At 41.6% G+C, this 19,159-nt stretch carries 14 protein-coding genes, 2 tRNA genes and 1 pseudogene; 5 read left to right on the plus strand and 12 right to left on the minus strand.

What is annotated here, in order from left to right:
- The first annotated feature begins 40 nt into the window (after positions 1-40).
- Together GKD17_RS08665 and GKD17_RS08670 are read left to right on the plus strand one after the other, a co-directional pair.
- Positions 41-382, plus strand: coding sequence for an ISAon1 family transposase N-terminal region protein (locus GKD17_RS08665; protein WP_007843962.1), 342 nt, complete (start codon positions 41-43; stop codon positions 380-382).
- Positions 383-407: 25 nt separating this feature from the next.
- Positions 408-1,361 (plus strand): ISAon1 family transposase, encoded by a 954-nt coding sequence (locus GKD17_RS08670; protein WP_229103367.1) that lies wholly within the window; start codon positions 408-410, stop codon positions 1,359-1,361.
- 132 nt (positions 1,362-1,493) lie between these two features.
- On the opposite strand, the gene GKD17_RS08675 is transcribed toward GKD17_RS08670, so the two are convergent.
- Positions 1,494-1,580: transfer RNA gene (locus tag GKD17_RS08675), tRNA-Ser, on the minus strand.
- A gap of 142 nt (positions 1,581-1,722) precedes the next feature.
- Entirely contained in the window at positions 1,723-2,817 is a 1,095-nt protein-coding gene (locus tag GKD17_RS08680) for a glycosyltransferase (protein ID WP_007838387.1), read from the minus strand.
- Between the two features lie 461 nt (positions 2,818-3,278).
- Between GKD17_RS08680 and pdxH the strand changes: the two genes are divergently transcribed.
- Positions 3,279-3,923, plus strand: a complete 645-nt coding sequence (gene pdxH, locus GKD17_RS08685; protein ID WP_032933918.1) for a pyridoxamine 5'-phosphate oxidase — start codon at positions 3,279-3,281, stop codon at positions 3,921-3,923.
- A 181-nt stretch (positions 3,924-4,104) separates the two neighbouring features.
- On the opposite strand, the gene GKD17_RS08690 is transcribed toward pdxH, so the two are convergent.
- A tRNA-Cys gene (locus GKD17_RS08690) sits at positions 4,105-4,176 on the minus strand.
- A 311-nt stretch (positions 4,177-4,487) separates the two neighbouring features.
- Positions 4,488-6,956 (minus strand): ferrous iron transport protein B, encoded by a 2,469-nt coding sequence (feoB, locus tag GKD17_RS08695; protein ID WP_007838395.1) that lies wholly within the window; start codon positions 6,954-6,956, stop codon positions 4,488-4,490.
- Between the two features lie 120 nt (positions 6,957-7,076).
- Here feoB and tilS point away from each other — a divergent pair, with 120 nt between their 5' ends.
- Positions 7,077-8,381 carry a tRNA lysidine(34) synthetase TilS gene (tilS, locus tag GKD17_RS08700; RefSeq protein ID WP_007838398.1) on the plus strand — a complete coding sequence of 435 codons (1,305 nt, stop codon included), beginning with the start codon at positions 7,077-7,079 and terminating at the stop codon, positions 8,379-8,381.
- A gap of 138 nt (positions 8,382-8,519) precedes the next feature.
- Here tilS and GKD17_RS08705 read toward each other — a convergent pair whose 3' ends face one another.
- The 6 genes from GKD17_RS08705 to dnaN form a co-directional block, all read right to left on the minus strand.
- The gene (locus GKD17_RS08705) at positions 8,520-10,220 is read right to left on the minus strand and encodes a serine protease (protein ID WP_007838400.1); all 1,701 of its coding nucleotides are present in this window, start codon (positions 10,218-10,220) and stop codon (positions 8,520-8,522) included.
- Positions 10,221-10,257: 37 nt separating this feature from the next.
- Positions 10,258-11,025, minus strand: a complete 768-nt coding sequence (rlmB, locus tag GKD17_RS08710) for a 23S rRNA (guanosine(2251)-2'-O)-methyltransferase RlmB (RefSeq protein WP_007838402.1) — start codon at positions 11,023-11,025, stop codon at positions 10,258-10,260.
- Between the two features lie 87 nt (positions 11,026-11,112).
- Positions 11,113-12,774 carry a DNA repair protein RecN gene (gene recN, locus GKD17_RS08715; RefSeq protein WP_007838403.1) on the minus strand — a complete coding sequence of 554 codons (1,662 nt, stop codon included), beginning with the start codon at positions 12,772-12,774 and terminating at the stop codon, positions 11,113-11,115.
- A 104-nt stretch (positions 12,775-12,878) separates the two neighbouring features.
- Positions 12,879-14,075, minus strand: coding sequence for a bifunctional phosphopantothenoylcysteine decarboxylase/phosphopantothenate--cysteine ligase CoaBC (gene coaBC / locus GKD17_RS08720; RefSeq protein ID WP_007838405.1), 1,197 nt, complete (start codon positions 14,073-14,075; stop codon positions 12,879-12,881).
- A complete protein-coding gene (locus tag GKD17_RS08725) occupies positions 14,072-14,848 on the minus strand; it encodes a 3'-5' exonuclease (RefSeq protein WP_005843449.1) in 777 nt (258 codons plus the stop codon). Before GKD17_RS08725 ends, coaBC begins: the two co-directional genes overlap by 4 nt.
- Before the next feature lie 51 nt (positions 14,849-14,899).
- A complete protein-coding gene (gene dnaN, locus GKD17_RS08730) occupies positions 14,900-16,024 on the minus strand; it encodes a DNA polymerase III subunit beta (protein WP_007843965.1) in 1,125 nt (374 codons plus the stop codon).
- Between the two features lie 153 nt (positions 16,025-16,177).
- Here dnaN and GKD17_RS08735 point away from each other — a divergent pair, with 153 nt between their 5' ends.
- Positions 16,178-16,555, plus strand: coding sequence for a DUF3127 domain-containing protein (locus GKD17_RS08735; RefSeq protein ID WP_005843453.1), 378 nt, complete (start codon positions 16,178-16,180; stop codon positions 16,553-16,555).
- A gap of 231 nt (positions 16,556-16,786) precedes the next feature.
- Here GKD17_RS08735 and GKD17_RS08740 read toward each other — a convergent pair.
- Both GKD17_RS08740 and GKD17_RS08745 read right to left on the minus strand, forming a co-directional pair.
- A pseudogene (locus GKD17_RS08740) lies at positions 16,787-18,149 on the minus strand (transposase).
- 209 nt (positions 18,150-18,358) lie between these two features.
- Positions 18,359-19,027: a hypothetical protein gene (locus tag GKD17_RS08745; RefSeq protein WP_007838411.1), complete on the minus strand. Its 669-nt coding sequence runs from the start codon at positions 19,025-19,027 to the stop codon at positions 18,359-18,361.
- Positions 19,028-19,159 lie beyond the last annotated feature (132 nt).

Consider the following 19,159-nt stretch of genomic DNA (forward strand, 5'->3'; position numbering starts at 1 on the left):
AATCCTATCTTTGTGTGAAACAAACGAATCATCAGCGATTATGGAAACTAACGGTTACCGTCTCCTTCTTCCCGAAGGTACCTTGGATTATTTCAACATTTCCGATGTAAAGGAAAGCAGTAGTGAAATCGTGATTTACCTGGAAGAGAAAAATGAGCTTCCCGGTGAATATTCGACTGTCAAAGTGGAAAGCAAAGGCTTCTACGACCCTGTAGTAGTCCGGGACTTCCCCATCCGTGGCAAGAATCTTTTCCTGAATATCCGCCGGCGCCGGTGGATTTTGAAAGACGAGGGGCGTTACGTAAGCCGTAACTGGAAACTGGTAGCGGAAGGCAGCCGTATGACGCATGAGTTTGCGTCTTTTTTAAAAGAATTATATTGATACGCTTCCTGTCAGTTGTAAGCTGCTGGGAACCCTGTTCGGTGTGGACGGTGAGCTTCTTGAACGTCAATACCGCAACCACTTGAGCGGTTATCTGAAATGGGAGTCTCTTCCTCATGCCGGGGACTGGCTTCTCTTTGAGAAGAATATAGGGGCCTATGTGGGTATAGATGAAGTCTGCCTTTCGCGTGGTGAGCTCTATACTATCCTCATAAACAAGGAAAAGACAGGCCGTTCAGGCAGCATCATCGCCATTGTAAAAGGTACAGATGTAAGGAGTGTCACCTCCGTATTGCTCCGTCTCTCCCGGCGCAGACGGTTTCAGGTAAGGGAAATCACTATGGATATGGCTCCTAATATGGAACAGATCGCCCGTGTCTGCTTTCCTGCGGCACGCCGTGTTACTGACCGTTTCCATGTGCAGAAGCTGGCTTTTGAAGCTTTACAGGAAATGCGCGTGAAGGCACGCTGGGAGGCTTTGGACAAGGAATCAATACAGATCGCATACGCAAAGGCGTGCGGGAAGATATACCATGCCCCGACCTTTGAGAACGGGGATTCGCGCAAGCAATTGCTCGCCCGCAGTATCTATCTGCTGTATAAAAAAGAGTCATTATGGACTGAATCCCAACGCATACGTGCCGGTATCCTCTTCAGGGAATATCCCGACCTGAAGAAGGCATACTATCTTTCCATGAGGCTCGGGTTGATATATCACCAGTGCAAGCACAAGGACACCGCTCTGACAAGACTTGCCAGATGGTATGACGAAGTTGAAAAGTCCGGCTTTCTTGCGTTCGGAAGGGTAATACGTTCCATACAGACACATTATCTGGAAATCGTCAACTTTTTCGACAGGCGTTCCACCAACGCAGCTTCCGAATCGTTCAATGCCAAAATCAAGGACTTCAGAACACAGTTCAGAGGAGTAAAGGACAGGACTTTCTTTCTATTCAGACTGACTAAAATTTATGCTTAATCTATGAATCCCTCAGGTTTTTACGTTGACCCCTAAAAAGCACCTTTACTCTTCCTCCCGAAAGCCTTGACAGCAAACTGTTGAAAAATGAATATAAAAAATAAGTCGTAAAATTAATTTACGACTTATTCGCGGAAGCTGGGGGATTCGAACCCCCGGTACGGTTACCCGTACGTCAGTTTAGCAAACTGGTGGTTTCAGCCACTCACCCAAACTTCCTTCTTATCAGAAGCGTTATCTCTCAAACGCGGTGCAAAGATAAGGGGATAAATTGAAATATGCAAACCTTTTGCTCTTTTTTTTAGATATATTTTTTGATGGAAATAATAAGGTGCTGATAGTGAAGTGTTAATAGGTGGAATTAATTTTTCTCCCAAAAATCCAAACATTCTTTAGCCACCTTTATTGGACAATGGTGTTTTTTAATATATTCAATGCTGTCGGCGGATAATTGAGAAATTTTATTTGTATTGGCTAATAAACTCTCTAGTTTGTTATAAATGTCATTTCCTTCGGGGCGTACGTTGATGATAGGGCGAAGTCTGTCTTCGCCTAATAAGTTGTAATGTTCCTCTTCTGCACCTCCCACCACTACAATTCCTTTGCTCATGGCGTATAATGCATTTAATCCCGGAGAATAAGAATAAAGCTGATCTAACATTACATCGCACCCGTCCATAAAATGTTCACATTCATCATACGGAGTGAAAACGGTTTGTTTGATTTCGCATGCAGATGGATGTCTGTAATATAATTTATAGAGGGCGCTATAAAGTTCGTCTTTTCCCTTCCATTCTTCACGATGATGTTTTAGACTGATATAGAATTTTACTTTTTCTATTTTTTTAAAAGGGATTTGTGGGTGAGGCAATGATTCTATCGGGAAAGGAATGTATTTGGTTTTTCCAGAGAAATAGGGTTGGTAGGCTAGATAGGATTCGTAAAGACTGGTGATGATTCCATTACAATTGTTCGCGATGATACGGTTTAATTTTCCTCTGAATCCATGCATCCAATTTATAATTGCCATTTTGTTGTCAATGGTGTCACGAAAAGTGCCATTGGCATAAAAATCATTATATCGGAGAGCGTTTTTATTTAAGCACATGTAAATCCAGTAAAAATCATATTCAAACCCTCCTAAAAATATCTTCTTGTTGTTCTTTTTAAGATATTGGAATACGTACTGAAGCAGTTCGGGTTTTAATTCTAAAAAGTAAGGGTTGACAAGTTGTACCACATCATATCCTCTGAGTTGGGGAAGGGTTTTCAGTAAATTGAACGTGTTTTTAAGAACTCCCCAACGGATTGATGACCGGTTGGGATAGAGATAGTCAGAGTTGTTTAGCCATAAATTGCTGTGGGATAATACATCGACTCTATGTCCCATATTTCTTAAGGCTTTTGCTAAAGTCCAATGTATATTGCTATACTCTCCTATTAATAAGATTTTCATAAACAGTCAATCATTATTTAATTAAATAGTTTGTGCATTGGTAGCAAGTCGTTTTGCTATTCTTATTTTTCTATTTAACAAACAAGTGTAGGCTTTAGTTCTTATTGTAGGGTGATTTTGCAATAAAAAAGGATAATTTGTCTTCTGTTGTAGCTAGTATTGTCTATGAAAATTAAATCTATCAAAAATATATCTTCTTGTATTACAGAAAAATGTGTGTAGTGGAATGATTGAAAATGTATGGTTTGCAAAAAGATTTTGTATTTCAAAAAAATGAAAATAAGTCCTTCTTCAATTATGCATAGCGGTGAGAAATTGCTAAACCTTTTCTTTTAGAAGATTGTTTTCATACTTATGTGAGGTATGGTGTCCATTTTGATATGGTCTTTTGGGGAATTTATTGAGTAAAGAATATTTAAGTGTTAATGAAAGAATATAGGTTAAGAGTTAAAGAAAAAATAATGAAGGCTGATTTGGCGACAATCAGGAGGGAATATACAAAGGGTGGTCTCAAAAGGAGTGATCTTCCTGATAATCCACTTGTCCTTTTTACAAAGTGGCTGCAAGAAGCGATAGATGCGGAGGTAAATGAGCCTACGGCTATGTTGGTAGGTACTGTTTCTCCGGAAGGGAAACCGGCAATACGGACTGTGTTGTTGAAAGATTTGCATGATGGCAAATTTATTTTTTATACTAACTATGGAAGTCGCAAGGGTAAACATCTGGCTCATAACCCATCTATCTCTATATCGTTTGTATGGCATGAACTGGAAAGGCAAATTCATATAGAAGGTATTGCGGCTAAAGTATCTCCACAGGAATCAGATGAATATTTTAGAAAAAGGCCTTACAAGAGTCGTATTGGCGCCCGTATTTCTCCTCAAAGCGAACCGATAGAAAGCAGGATACAACTTATTCGTGATTTTGTGAAAGAAACCACGCGCTGGATAGGGAAAGAGATAGATCGCCCTGAATACTGGGGAGGCTTTGCTGTTATGCCTGTTCGTGTTGAATTCTGGCAGGGTAGGGTAAATCGTTTGCATGATCGTTTTCTCTATATGCTTCAATCTGATGGTGTTTGGAAAATAGAAAGACTCGCTCCTTAATCTTCGGAATAGAGAAATAATTCCAGGTTCTTTTTCAAACTGAGCCGAGAAACCTTTTGAATGTAGGTGTAAATAGGAATACTTTTGAGTAATTGAAGGCGTTGCTTTTTATATATTATATGCAAAAGGGAATAATCTATGGATTATTCCCTTTTGCATATTTATTTTTGAAGTGATGAGGAGGTTCCTGGCGGATTCGAACCGCCGTACACGGTTTTGCAGACCGCTGACTAAGCCACTCATCCAAGGAACCTTATTGTTATCAATCTTTGTTTCTCGATTGCGGTTGCAAAGGTACGACATTTTTTTTAATCTGCAAATATTTTGCTATTTTTTTCTCACTTTTCTGCATTTTTTTCGCAACCGCACTTTGGCTTGTTGTGCATAGACTTCATGGCGCAATCAGAATTACAGCATTCACACGGATTGCTATTGTTCTTTATGCACTTGAAATACTGAAAGATACGTATACTTATCCATATTGTACAGAGGCATACGATTGCAATAACTATAATTTGTTGTAATTCCATGCTTGATAAACAAATAATTTTAGGTTTAGGTTTATTAAATGATAATACTTCCTATTTGGAATACGGTAAATGCAACAAGCCAAGCCAATCCAGTGGTGTATCCTGCTGCGAATATGGCCCATTTCCAACTGCCGGATTCTTGCTTGATTGCTGCGAAAGTGGCAATACAGGGGAAGTAGATCAATACAAACAACATGTAAGCTAATGCAACCAGTGGAGTAATGGGAATACGGTCAGAAAGATTCACATTTTCCACATCTCCTTCATTTGTGTATAATACTCCTAGTGTACTTACTACCAATTCTTTAGCGCCTACACCTGAAATAAGTCCGATTCCTAACTTCCAGTCAAATCCTAGCGGTTTGATAACAGGCTCTATTGCTTTGCCTATTTGTCCGATATATGAATTTTCTTGTTGTTCGGCTACGCTTTCATGAGTATCATGCCGTGGATAATACCCTAGAAACCAAATAATAATTGAGGCAATCATGATAATGCCTCCCATCTTTTTCAGATATTGTGCTCCTTTTTCCCATGTATGACGCATGATACTTTTAGAAGTAGGCATACGATAGGGGGGGAGTTCCATCACAAATGGAGAATCTTCTCCTTTCACTAGAAATTTACTGAAAATACGGGCCATTATTACTGCTAATAAAATACCTGCTGTATAGATACAAAGTAACATAAAGCTGGCGCAGTTAGGGAAAAAAGCACCTATCATAACTAAATATATGGGAAGACGCGCACTACAGGACATTAAAGGATTCACCAACATGGTGATTAGTCTGGACTTTCGATCTTCTATAGTACGTGTTGCCATTATGGCAGGTACATTACAACCGAATCCCATAATCAGTGGGATAAAGGACTTGCCATGCAGTCCCATCCGGTGCATTATTTTATCCATGATAAATGCGGCGCGTGCCATATACCCCGAATCTTCCAATATAGAAATAAAAAAGTATAATATGAGGATATTCGGCAGGAAAACGATAACACCGCCCACTCCACCGATAATACCATCTATCAGTAAGTCTTTCAAAGGACCTTCAGCCATATTGTTTCGTATCAGGTTGCCTAATTGGTCTACTAGCCATTCAATACCTTGCATAGGATAGTCACCCAAAACAAAGGTTCCCTCAAACATGATATAAAGAAACAGGAAAAAAATAGGATATCCCCAAATGCGATGTGTCACAATACTGTCTATCACGCGGGTCGTTTGTTCTTTTTCCAAATGATTGTCGGTGAATGTTTCTTTCAAAGCTCCGGTGATAAAACCATATTTAGCATCCGTAATAGCTTGCTCGCTGTCTTCGTTCATCACTTTACGGATACGTAATGTTTCCTTGTTGCGTATCGCTATGATTTCTTTGCCATTAGGCAGTGTAGAGATGAAATTTTCTATTTCCCTATCGTTTTCCAGTAATTTGATGGATAGGAAGCGGGTGGAATATTTATGGCGTATGTCTTCGTTTTGACTGATTGCTTTCTTGACTTCTTCGATACTGCGCTCCAGTTCAGGACCGTGGTTAATATGAATATGACGCATATATCCGCGTGGGCGGGCATCTTCCTCTTCTTTGTGGCTTCCGAATTCGTGGTCGGGTACGTAGGTTTTGTGCCAGTCTCTCAGGTCTTCCAGAATTTCAGAACGTATTTCGCCCTTTTGTGACAGGAAATCTCCTCCTTCGTAAATACCGATGATAACATGGAACAGTTTGTCTACACCTTCTCCCCGTCGGCAGACAGTAGGTACCATAGGCACCCCGATCAGCTGGCTTAATTGGGTATAATCCAATTTATTTCCGCTGGCTTCCAGCTCATCGTACATATTCAAGGCGATAACCATACGCACATTCATATCAATCAATTGGGTGGTAAGATAGAAATTACGTTCCAAGTTAGAAGAGTCTACCACATTGATAATTACATCCGGAGTTTCTTCAATGATATGTTTGCGTACATAAAGTTCTTCCGGAGTATAGGCTGAAAGAGAATAGGTTCCGGGTAAATCTACAATACGGAAATGATAACCTTGGAAGTCGAAAAAACCTTCCTTGGCATCTACTGTCACACCACTGTAGTTTCCTACATGTTCGTGGGCGCCAGATGCAATATTGAATAGCGAAGTCTTTCCACAATTGGGATTACCTACTAAGGCTACATTGATTGTACGGCGTTTGCCTTTTGCCAGTGCCACCAGTTCTGATTCGGGCACGGGTACATCTTCTGTTATGGAACCATGGTAAGGGTTTTGCATCGTGCGTGCTTCCTGCTCGCTTACCACCTCAATCATATCTGCCTCTTGTCTTCGGAGGGAGATCTCGTAACCTAGTAGTCTGTATTTTATAGGGTCTTTCAAAGGGGCGTTCAAGATTACCTCTACGGTTTTTCCTTTAATAAAACCCATTTCAACGATTCGCTTGCGGAAACCACCGTGGCCTAAAACCTTGACTATTACGCCTTTTTCTCCTGTTCTTAATTCGGATAAACGCATTTTGTTTTAAATTTTTTGCAAAGATAAGTTATTACTTAGAAGTATGCAAATTATTTAGATTGTTTTTAAATAAAGAACGGGCACTTTGTTTTTGTCTTGCAGAACTCTTATCTTTGTGCCATGTTTCATTGGAATATTCAGAAGTATATAGAGGAGAAACAACTTTTCACCTTGCATGATAAGGTGTTAGTGGCATTGAGTGGCGGGGCAGATTCGGTAGCTTTGTTGCGTGTCTTGCTTGTTTTAGGGTATCATTGTGAGGCTGCCCATTGTAATTTTCACCTTCGTGGTGAGGAATCCGATAGAGATGAAAGGTTTGTCAATGAGTTGTGTAAAGGATTAGGAGTGGCTTTGCATGTTACTCATTTTGATACGGTCACTTATGCTTCGAGGCATCATGTTTCTATTGAGATGGCGGCTCGCGAAATGCGCTATGATTGGTTCGAACAACTGCGTAAGGAGAGGGGGGGGGCTGTTATTGCCGTAGCCCATCACCGGGACGATAGTGTGGAAACTTTTTTATTGAATTTGATACGTGGCGCGGGAATCAATGGCTTGAAAGGTATTAGTCCGCATAACGGCTGCATTGTACGGCCTTTGTTGGAGGTGAGCCGTCAGGATATTTTGGATTATTTGCGTTGTTTGCGTCAAGGTTATGTTACAGACAGTACCAATTTGCAAGATGAATATATGCGTAATAAAATCCGTCTGAATATTCTTCCGATGTTGCGTGAGCTGAATCCTTCTGTCAGTGAAAGTATAGCTGAAACATCAAGGCGTCTGACTGATGTTTCTCTTATATATAATAAGGAGATAGAGGCAGGAAAAGAAAGGGTGATGGAAAAGTCCGGTCATATTCTTATTTCTCGTTTGATGGAAGAGAGTGCTCCGGCGGCTTTGCTGTTTGAGATTCTTCATCCGTTAGGTTTCAATTCTGTCCAGGCAGGAGATGTATTCCGCAGTTTGTCTGCCCAGTCGGGAAAAAGGTTTGTTTCTGCCGGATGGGAGGTACTGCGCGACAGGACGGAGTTGATTATTCGCAGGAGGAAGCTGGCGGATGAGGAAGTGGAGGAAAATGTGCCCCCGTTCCGGCTTGCAATGGAAACGCAGGAAATAATGCCAGACTTTGTCATCCCTAAGAATAAGGATACGGCCTGTTTGGATGCAGACAAGGTGGTGCTACCTCTCACGGTGCGTAAATGGCGGCAGGGGGATAAATTTGTTCCTTTCGGAATGAAAGGGAAAAAGAAGATCAGCGATTATCTGACAGATCGTAAGTTTTCTCTTTTCCAGAAAGAAAATCAATATGTGGTTTGCTCTGCAGGCCAGATTGTATGGCTGGTAGGAGAGCGTAGCGATGACCGTTTCCGGGTGACGGAAGATACGAAACGGGTACTGATTATACAGCAGTTGTGGGATAAGTAGAATTTTTTCCTTTCCTGCTTTTTCATGAATGGCAGGGAATGCTCCCTGAAATCTTGTAGCAAAAATCCGCGAATCATGCAACAAGATTTCAGAAATCACGTAGCAAGATTCGCGGATTTTGGATGGAGCTTTCCGGTATTATTTGCAATACTTCTGTATCAGTCCGTCTACCACTTCATCGCCCAGTTCTTTTGCTTTGGCAAAGTTTGCACAGGCTTCTTTGTTTTTCTTTAATTGTATCTGGCAGTATCCCAGCATGCGGTATGCGGCTGCGGCTTTCGGGTCTAAAGAGATAGCCTTTTCCAATGCTTCTATTGCTTCGTTATGTTGCCCTACACGTAGATGCACCGAACCTTTTTCCACCCACATGGCTACATCCTCAGGAGTCATTTCTACTGCTTTATTAATGTCATTGATAGCTTGCTGATACATCTTACATTGTATTTCCGCCTGTTCGCGTTGCAGATAAAAGGCGGCTGTAACCCGTCCACCGATAGCATCATAAAAAGTATCATAATCTATTACCGCTTCACGGTATTTACCTGTCTGGGCTTTTATTTCTGCCCGTTCATAGAAATAAGGAGCAGCTTCCGATGTATAAGGCTTGGTGAAACGTGCCACAGCACTATCCATCAAGGCAATAACCTCGTTCATATCTGTTCCTTCAATCAGTTGTTTGGTTTTGGCTGCCGAGTAAAATGTAGCGGCAGAGGCTATGGAAGACTGGTTCACTTTCTCATAAGCGGCGTATGCCTCAGGATATTTCTTCATAGCAAACAGAATATCTCCCTCCAATTGTGTGTAAATGGGTTGGTTGTCGGCTTGCATGGCATCATGAATGATGGAGAGAGCTTTGTCGTAACTCCAGTCACCGTATGGTTTCTTGTCACCTAAAGAGATGATGTACGAATAAATTAATTTAGCGATATTATATTGCGTCTCACTCTTGTTGGTAGTCACTTCCAGTGCTTTCTTCAGGTCAGCATCTGCCAAAGCGTTGTGTTCATCATCACTAAATCCCATATAAGTAGTGGCACGGCGTATATATCCGTCTGCGCTGTTGGGATATTGTTCCAGAAAATCGTTTAATGTGGTGATATATTCGTTCTGATTTTGTTGTGAAGATGCCATGAACAGGTACACCAGTGCTTGGTCTTCTGTTTCGGGCAGTCCTTTTTTGATGCCGATTTTATTCAGTGACATGTCGTTCAAAGAAAGGGCGGTGATGCTCAGTGAGGCACCGTATGTAGCTCCGATGGCATAACTTTCCTTGGCCTCATCCGATGCGTTTTTTTGGATTAAACCTAATACTTCTCCATTGGCATTCATAATAGGGCAACTTACGGTTTTTTCGTTGGTTGTCATTGCCAGTGTATAATAATATGCCTTGTCGCCAATGGTGTCTACTTTGGTGACGGTCCCTGTCTGGCAGGTTGCCGCTTTTTGAGTCGAGTAGGGTAGCAGATAGACTGTTTCACCTACTGATGCCGGCTGTGATGCCGATTTTAATGCTATGGTCTTTTTATCGGCTTCAGTATTAAATTTTACGATGTCATACATGGAGTTGGCTCCCAAGATACGCAATACAGGTAATTCTTTACTGTCCGCGTTAATGATTACTGCGCGTTCGGCTCCTTCAAACAGGGTGTAATCAGATAATGCCGTTCCATTTTCATTGATATAGAATCCATTTCCTGTATTCTTGATTTTGTTATCTTTATCGTATGTAACGATGGAAAAAACGGCTTTTTTAGCTTTGTCGGCCCACTTTGGGGTTGCTTGTGCATAACTTAGCTGGGTAGCTATGCCGCATGCCAATATCAAAAGTACTTTCTTCATGATATAGTTAATTGTTTGTTAACGATGATACGGTATTTTATAAAGCGGATGCCGTCTTGTCTTCTGTGAAGCCGCGTTGTTTTACAGCTTCATAAATCAGAATACCTGCGGCAACCGATACGTTCAGTGATTCTATTTTACCCATTAACGGTATTTTGATCCATTCATCGCACAGAGAAAGGTGCTCGTAGGGAACACCTGTGTCCTCGGCTCCCATAATGATACATACAGGGTCTTTATAGTTTGCTTTGGTGTAATCATAATCCCCTTTTTCCGTAGCTGCTACAATCTTGAATCCGCAGTCTTTCAGATACTTGATGGTATTAGTCAAACTTTGTTCGCGACATACGGGAAGAGTGTGCAGAGCTCCTGCGGATGTTTTCATTGCGTCAGCATTGACACTGACACTGTTTTTCGAGGGAATAATAATGGCATCTGCACCGGCACATTCGCAGGTACGGGCAATGGCTCCGAAGTTACGTACATCGGTAATTCCATCCAGCATGACGAATAAGGGTGTTTTTCCTTCTTCAAACAAGAAAGGTACCAGATTTTCTGTTTTCTGGTAGGTGACAGAGGAGATGAATGCTACAACTCCCTGATGGTTTTTCCGGGTGATACGGTTAATACGCTCCACGGGTACACGCTGAACAGGGATGAGGGTATTTTTCAAACAGGCAAACAGTTCTTTGGACAGTTCGCTCTGTATATCTTTCTTCACCAATACTTTATCTATCTCTCTTCCGGCTTGTATGGCTTCAATAACAGCGCGTACACCGAAAATCATTTCATTCTTTTCTAACATGTCTAATTAGTGGTTAATGGTTAGTGACAGGTGGTTAGTGGTAAGTGATTAATGTCTGCAATATGACAGTCCATAAATCACTTGGCACTAGCCACTTATCAGCGCCTTTGCATTGTTCAGGGCTGCCTCTGTCAAGGTAGCTCCACTTAGCATATTGGCTATTTCTTTTACTCTTTCTTCATCAGTCAAGCGGCGGATGTAGCTGTTGGTGCCTGTTTCCGTATCTTCCTTATATACTTTATAATGAGTGATGCCGCGTGCTGCAATTTGGGGCAGATGGGTGATACTGATGACCTGACGGTTTTGTTTTCCCATTTCCTGCATGATGAGTGCCATTTTCTCGGCGATGGAACCGGAAACTCCAGTGTCTATTTCATCAAAGATGATAGTAGGCAGTTTCACAGCTCCGGCTATCATGGCTTTCAGCGAAAGCATGACACGGGCAATCTCACCGCCCGATGCTACGGAAGCTACATTTTGTAATGTTCCATTCTTGTTGGCCGAAAACAGGAATGTCACACTGTCCATCCCTTTACTGTCCGGTTCCTTGCGCGGATTCAGTTCCACCACAAAGCGCACATTGGGCATACCGAGAGGAACCAGCAGGCTTTGCATCTGTTTCTCAATGTTCTTACCCGATTGGGAACGAAGCTTTGTCAGCACAGCGGCTTGCTTTATCACTTTGTCATATAGCGTTTCTTTTTGGGCGGTAAGTTCTGCTATACGGTCGTCAAAAGAAGTGATGGCGTTCAGCTTCTCATGGTAGTCGGTTTGCACAGCTATCAATTCCTCTATTGTTTGTACGTGATGTTTCTGTTGCAGAGAGTAGATTAAGTTCAGGCGTTCATTTACATAATCCAGACGGGTGGGGTTGAACTCCACTTCCTCCTGTGCGCCTGCTATTTCATGCGACAGATCTTTCAGCTCTATGTAACAACTGTCTAAACGCCCTATCCATTCCTGGGCACGTGTGTACACTCTCGCTATGTTATGCAGGGTTTGCATACATTCTTTGGTAGCGGACAACAGGCTGGCATCTTCCGAAGACATTATTTGGTCCACTTTGTACAAGCCCGCTTTTATTTCTTCGGCATGACTCAAAGTTTCGGCTTCCTGTTCCAGTTCGGTTTGTTCTCCTTCCTGAAGGTTTGCATCATCCAGCTGTTCCAGTTGGAACCGGATGTAATCTTCATCCTTCCGGCTTTGCTCGGCTTGTGTTATGAAATCGGCCAGCTGTTTGCATACGTTCTTGTACTCGGTATAAATATTTTTGTATGCTGAAAGTTCGTTGTCATTTTGTGCCAGGATATCCAATACATTCAATTGGAATCCCTCACTGTTGAGCAACAGGTTTTGATGCTGGCTATGTACATCTATCAGTTTCTCGCCCAGTTCCTTCATCTGCGCCAATGAGGCCGGCGTGTCGTTTATGAATGCGCGGCTTTTGCCCGATGCATATAACTCGCGGCGGATAATACATTCATTCGGATCATATTCCAAATCTCTTTGGGTAAAGAAAGGCTCCATCTGATAGGCGGAGATGTTGAAACGTGCTTCTACAATACATTTATTGGCGCCTTTCTTGATAGCTTTGATATCGGCCCGTTGTCCCAGTAACAAGCCGATAGCGCCTAGAATAATCGATTTACCGGCGCCGGTCTCTCCGGTGATGACAGAGAAACCGGGGGTGAAACTGATATCCAATGTATCAATCAATGCATAATTTTGTATATAGATAGATTGCAGCATATTCTTGCTCCTTTTTAATAATTTGCTGGTTTGTCAATTTGCTAATTTGTTGCGCTGTATTCCGCATGGTAATTAGCACATTGACAACGTGGCAAATTAAGAAATTATTTATTATTTACCAGTCTGTCAATAATATCTCTTGCTACTTCCTGTTTGCTTTTCAGCGGATAAGGAGTTACTCCTTGACGGTCTATAATCGTTATTTTGTTGGTATCACAACGAAACCCTGCTCCTTGGTCGTTCAATGAGTTCAGTACAATGAAATCAAGGTTCTTACGTTCCAGTTTTCCTTGTGCATTTTTTGTTTCATCATTTGTTTCCAAAGCAAATCCCACTAATATTTGTCCGTCCTTTTTCTGGCTTCCCAGTGCGGCGGCAATGTCTTGTGTGGGTTTCAGTTGCAGTATTAGATTATCTTTCTCTCTTTTGATTTTATGACCGGATACGGTTTCCGGGGTAAAGTCGGCCACTGCCGCACACAGGATGCCAGCCGAAGCTGTAGGAAACTCGCGGATGGCGGCTTCGTACATTTCTCCAGCACTTTCCACATCTATGCGGCGGATGTTAGGGTGATGGGCCTGAATCGTTACCGGTCCGCTGATTAGTGATACTTCCGCTCCACGTGAAGCGCATTCTTCGGCAAGTGCGAATCCCATTTTTCCTGAAGAATAATTGCCGATAAAGCGTACCGGATCTATTTTTTCGTAAGTTGGACCGGCGGTAATGACTACTTTCTTTCCGGCCATGTCTTGTTGTTTGGCAAAGAAAGCTTCCAGTATTTCCACTATTTTTTCCGGTTCTTCCATTCTGCCTTTTCCTACCAGATGGCTTGCTAGCTCCCCTTCTGCCGGTTCTATAATGTGATTTCCGTAAGAACGGAGCGTGTCCAGATTCTTCCGGGTGGAAGGGTGTGCGAACATATCCAGATCCATTGCCGGAGCTACGAATACGGGAGCTTTCATTGACAGATAAGTCGTGATCAGCATATTGTCCGCTATTCCGTTGGCCATTTTACCAATAGTGGATGCGGTAGCCGGAGCGATAATCATGGCATCCGCCCATAGTCCCAAATCAACGTGACTGTTCCATGTTCCGTCACGTTGAGCAAAAAACTCGCTGATAACAGGTTTACTTGTTAATGCAGATAAAGTGATAGGTGTGATGAATTCTTTGCCTGCGGGGGTAATCACAACTTGTACTTCCGCTCCCTTCTTAATAAGTCCGCGAATGAGTATAGCCGCTTTATAGGCGGCTATACTTCCGGTTATACCTAGTACGATTTTTTTTCCTTTCATACTCATTTCATCATTCCCGATTCACGTAGTCTGATTTTTGTCAGTACGTTTTTCGTGTTCAGCGTAAAATCACCGTTCAGTATCCAGCTGTAGTAGCCCGGATCTTTTTGTAACACTTCGCTGACAGACATTCCTTTGTATTTCCCAAAATTAAATACTTCCACGCCTTTGTCATCATAAACAATGCGTCCGGCGAAATCTACATTCTTGTTGAAACTTGAGTATTCGGCTAGAAATGCCATATCATTTTGCAGTTCTTCCGGATAGCGGTCCAATTGAGATTTCAGTACTTCGTATGTGGCGCGTGTATCGGCTTCGGCTGTATGGGCATCTTCCAGATTCTTGCCGCAATAGAATTTATAGGCGGCAGACAGGGTACGCTGTTCCAGTTTGTGATAAATTACCTGCACGTCAATGAATTTTCGTTTCATCATGTCAATGTCTACTCCTGCGCGCAGGAACTCCTCAGCCAAAACCGGAATGTCGAAACGATTGGAATTGAAACCGGCCAGGTCACATCCCTCAATGTCCCGGGCTATCTCTTTTGCCACTTCCTTGAAGGTAGGGCAGTCTGCCACATCTGCGTCATAAATACCGTGGATAGCAGAGGATTGTTCGGGAATGTGCATTTCCGGATTGATACGCATGGTCTTCGTTTCTTCGTTGCCGTTTGGATACACCTTCAGATAGCATATTTCCACTATTCTGTCTGTGTTTATATTTGTTCCCGTTGTTTCCAAATCGAAAAAAACAATAGGATTCTTCAAGTTCAATTTCATTTTCAGCTTGTATTATATATTGTTTTTCCACCACATGGTGGCGTGTCGTTTTTAGTCGTTCAGCATCATAGGCATCAGCAGCATCAGCAGGTCTTCGTTCTCTTCCTGCTCTACAGGGACAATAACGCCCGCACGTGAAGGATCAGCCAGTTCGAAAAGTATTTCCTGTGCTGAGATATTGTTTAAAATATCAATCAGGAATGTTGATTTAAAGCCGATGCTCATGGGACTTCCTGTATATTGGCAAGTCAGTGTTTCTTCTGCTGAGGTGGAGAAATCAATGTCTTGTGCGGAGATCTGGATCTGATTTTCACTGAGGCGGAGTTTTATCAAACTGCTTGCTTGCGATGAGAATACAGATACACGGCGGAGCGCACTGATCAGCGTCATGCGGTCAATGGTGGCCTTGTGAGGATTATCCTGCGGAATTACTGAGTTATAGTTTGGATAGCGTCCTTCGATAAGACGGCATATCATACTGTAGTTTTCTAATGTAAACGTAGCGTTACGGTCGTCAAAATCAATTTGCACATCTCCTTGTTCTTTCGGTAACAGGTTCTTCAACAGGGTTGCCGGCTTCTTGGGCAGAATGAAAGCGGCTTTTTCATCGCCATGTGCCACAAATGTTTTATTGCGTACTAATTTGTGCCCGTCTGAGGCTACGAAAGTGATGTCTTCGGTAGTGATATCAAAATAAATACCATTCATTACCGGACGTAACTCATCATCGGCAGTAGCGAATAAAGAACGGTTGATACCAGCCAGCATCACCGGAGCGCCCATCGTTACGTGTACCGCATTTGCGCCTAATGCGGGAGCTTGTGGATATTCGTCGGCATTTTGTCCCATCAGGCTGTATTTACCATTCTGATATTGTACGGTGATTTCCAGGTTTTCAGTATTTACCAGGAAAGTAAGTGGTTGTTCGGGTATTTCTTTCAGGGCTTCGAGTATGGTTTTTGAAGAAACGGCAAAGCGTCCGTCACCGTCACTTTCATTTACTTCCAGTGAAGTGGACAGGGTCGTTTCGCTGTCAGAAGCAGTGAGAGACAGCGTTCCGTCAGTTAGTTCCATCAAAAAACAATCAAGAATAGGTAACGAATTTTTAGAGTTGATAACTCGGCTAATAGCTTGTAAATGACTGAATAATCCAGTACTTGAAACGATGAACTTCATAGTTTTATATTATTATATTTATATTCTATATCTCTACATTCATTTAACTGCCAAAGTTACGAAAAGATTATGGTTCAAGCGCAAAAAATGGCGAAAAAATTAGTTTACTCGCAAGGAAAAGTGTACTTTCGTGGCGAATTTAAATAACGTAATATGGAATTAGCAGGAAAAGTAATAGCAGTCCTCGAACCGAGAGGAGGAGTTTCAAAGACAGGAAATGAATGGAAAGTACAAGAATACGTAATTGAAACGCATGATCAATATCCTAAAAAAATGTGTTTTGACGTATTTGGAGCAGATAAGATAGCGCAATTTAATATTCAGGCAGGTGAAGAGTTGAATGTGTTTTTTGATGTGGATGCCCGCGAGTGGAATGGGCGTTGGTTCAACAGTATCCGTGCGTGGAAAGTAGAGCGTGTGGGTGCCCAGGGGCCTGTTGCGCCGGATGCTCCGTTTCCTCCCATGAATGCTGCTCCCGCTGCGCCGGTAGACTTTGCCGCGACAGACGAGAAGGATGATTTGCCTTTCTAGAGAATAGGAGATTCTCATAAACATAAATAAGCCGGTAGGGTCCGTGAAAGGGAGATATTCAGTAAATGTCCCTGTAAAATACAATGGCATATGAAGATGATAGAGTATAATCACTTCATATGCCATTTTTATTGTCATTTTTCTCTATATTCTAATATACTCTTATCGGGCAAGCTATGAAGTTCCGGAAGAAGTTTGATGACCTCTTCTGATTCTTTCAGTAAACTCATATCATGCTGCTTTCACCGTTCTGTTCCTGATCTTTTCAATCATCAGTATGGCATTTGCCGTATGTATTCCGAAGAAAATCCACAGGATTTCCGTCTTCCTGTTCCGTGCCTTTATCCTTGCGAGCGAGTAATGTTGCTTTTGAGTACCGAAGCTCCCTTCAAGCCGGGTGGCCCTTTCTTTTGAGAGTTCACTTCTAAGCACCTTCCTCAAAGGCTCATTTTTTGCCGCTCTTCCCTTGCGCACAAAGGATGTGGATATTCCATATTTTGTACAGAACTTCCTGTTGGCATTATTGGCGTATATGGAATCAGTAGCCACACACCTTACCCTTACATTCATCAACTTCTGATGTATACGGATACAATCTTTTAGACGTATGCCCTCATTGAATGCCTTGAAAGAGATGTCTCAATAAACGAGATTCCGTCTATCTGTATATTATTAACCTTTGCACCGAACTCGACAGATTTTGTCTCCTTGCCCCTTACGATAGGGCGTACGTAATAACGGTCAATACAGACAATACGGTCACTGATTTTCCTACCTTCAAAGAGTTCCTTTTCCTGTACAAGAACCTTTCTGATTATGGAAAGCCGTTTCTGATAATCCTGTGTATATGTGAGTGAAGAGCCGTATTCTCTGTGAATGTCATCCCGTTGTATGATGAGTTTTTCCAGGAGTCTAATCATGCGACATTTCAGCATCCTTGTCCTTGAGACCTTCCTCTTTCTTTTCTTGCAATAGGACAGATAGGATACCGCAATATCCGTATATTTGTTACGGGGACGTCTTATACCAAGATCTCTACAATGCTGGCAGATATGCCGATAGAGCCATTCGATCCTTTCCCAAAGGAGCTTCATGTCCGTAGGAAAACGCATATGACTTTCATAACATGTGATATCGGTCATACACACGTGAAGGTTCTCAAGATAAGGCTTCCAGTGTGAGGCAAGGATTCCCTGAAGGAAGTCAATGTCAAGACGGGATGCAATCTCATTACGGACAGCACTGATTATCTTGTAGTTCGTTATAGGGCAGGACGGGGCTATCATGATACCACAGAACAACTGATAGTGTATGTTTCCGTTAAGATGTTCTACCAGTAACCTATCAGAGAATCCGGTGTAAGCTAAGCCTTCAGTACCATAAGGGCTATCTTTGCGGAAGGACTGAAACTGTTCCTCCACCCCAAGTGAGATTGTGAAAGGCCTATCTCTTTAGCTATGCTCTCAAACGGAAACACCGAATGAAGGCTGCCAAGTTTACTCTCATGAAAACTCTTACGATATTTTTCCAGAATATCGAATTCTGTAAAACCCAAAGTAGGATGAATTTCTGAAATCTTTTGTATCTTCGCCATATCTTAATTGGGATATTTCCCCCCCCCGTCTTGGCCGTCAAACCGTATTTTTGGGGGAATATTTAAAGATACAAAAAAGCCAACTAATTCGCAATACTGTAAGTATGAATTAGTTGGCTAATTTTATATGATTTACTGAATATTCCTAATAATTCATATATTAATTATGGTTTTATTTTCTTTCCTTTTTGCGTTTTTAGTGCTTCTTATTAATAGCCTATTTTGACGGAAGAAACATTGTCATTAAGACCATAATCTCCTAAATTAGGAACATCTTTAGTATAGGTGTTATTCCATCCGGGACCGTCTGCTATTAAGAATGCATATGTACGCCCACCATAATTTTTGTCTGCATATAATCTTACTGTTACTGCTGAGGTTGGAAAACCGGGACTGGTTGTTGATGCTTTGAAAGAACTAATACAATTATCAAAGCTATAGCTATTTAAATCAGGATAATTACCTGCGCCTATTTTTAATTCAGCTCCGTTGTAATTTGTATCTTTATAAAATGTAGCTTCGGCTGCAAGTCTACTTGCTCTTGTTGTTTTTGTGTTAATGTTTAGTGTTTTGTTAAATTCACTTTCGTTATCATAGTAAGTAATTATTCCGGCATTGAAAAATGTAACAAGGATAGGGTTTTGATCAAGTTTTTCTGCCGTTTTTTGAACTTCTTTGTCTATGTAAACAATAGAAGAATCATTTGTGTAATTGAATTCCGAGGTGTAATTTTTTCCTTGGTAATTAAATGTGGTAGATCGGGCTAAATTTTTAAGTGGTGTGACTTGTTGTCTAACTTCCACTAAATCATCATTGTTGCTACATGCACTAAAGCATATGAGCATCACGCTCAATAAAAAGCTTGCTAAATTTTTCATAACTATTATTTTTTATTGGTTAATAAATAAGCACTTTCAAATATATGGATTTTATTGTAGAAAATAAAATAATTTTGATTCTTTTTTTTATGAAAACAAGCTTCCTTTTGGAGAAGACAAAATAATAAGATT

It is taken from the genome of Phocaeicola dorei (genome assembly GCF_013009555.1).
GTDB lineage: Bacteria > Bacteroidota > Bacteroidia > Bacteroidales > Bacteroidaceae > Phocaeicola > Phocaeicola dorei.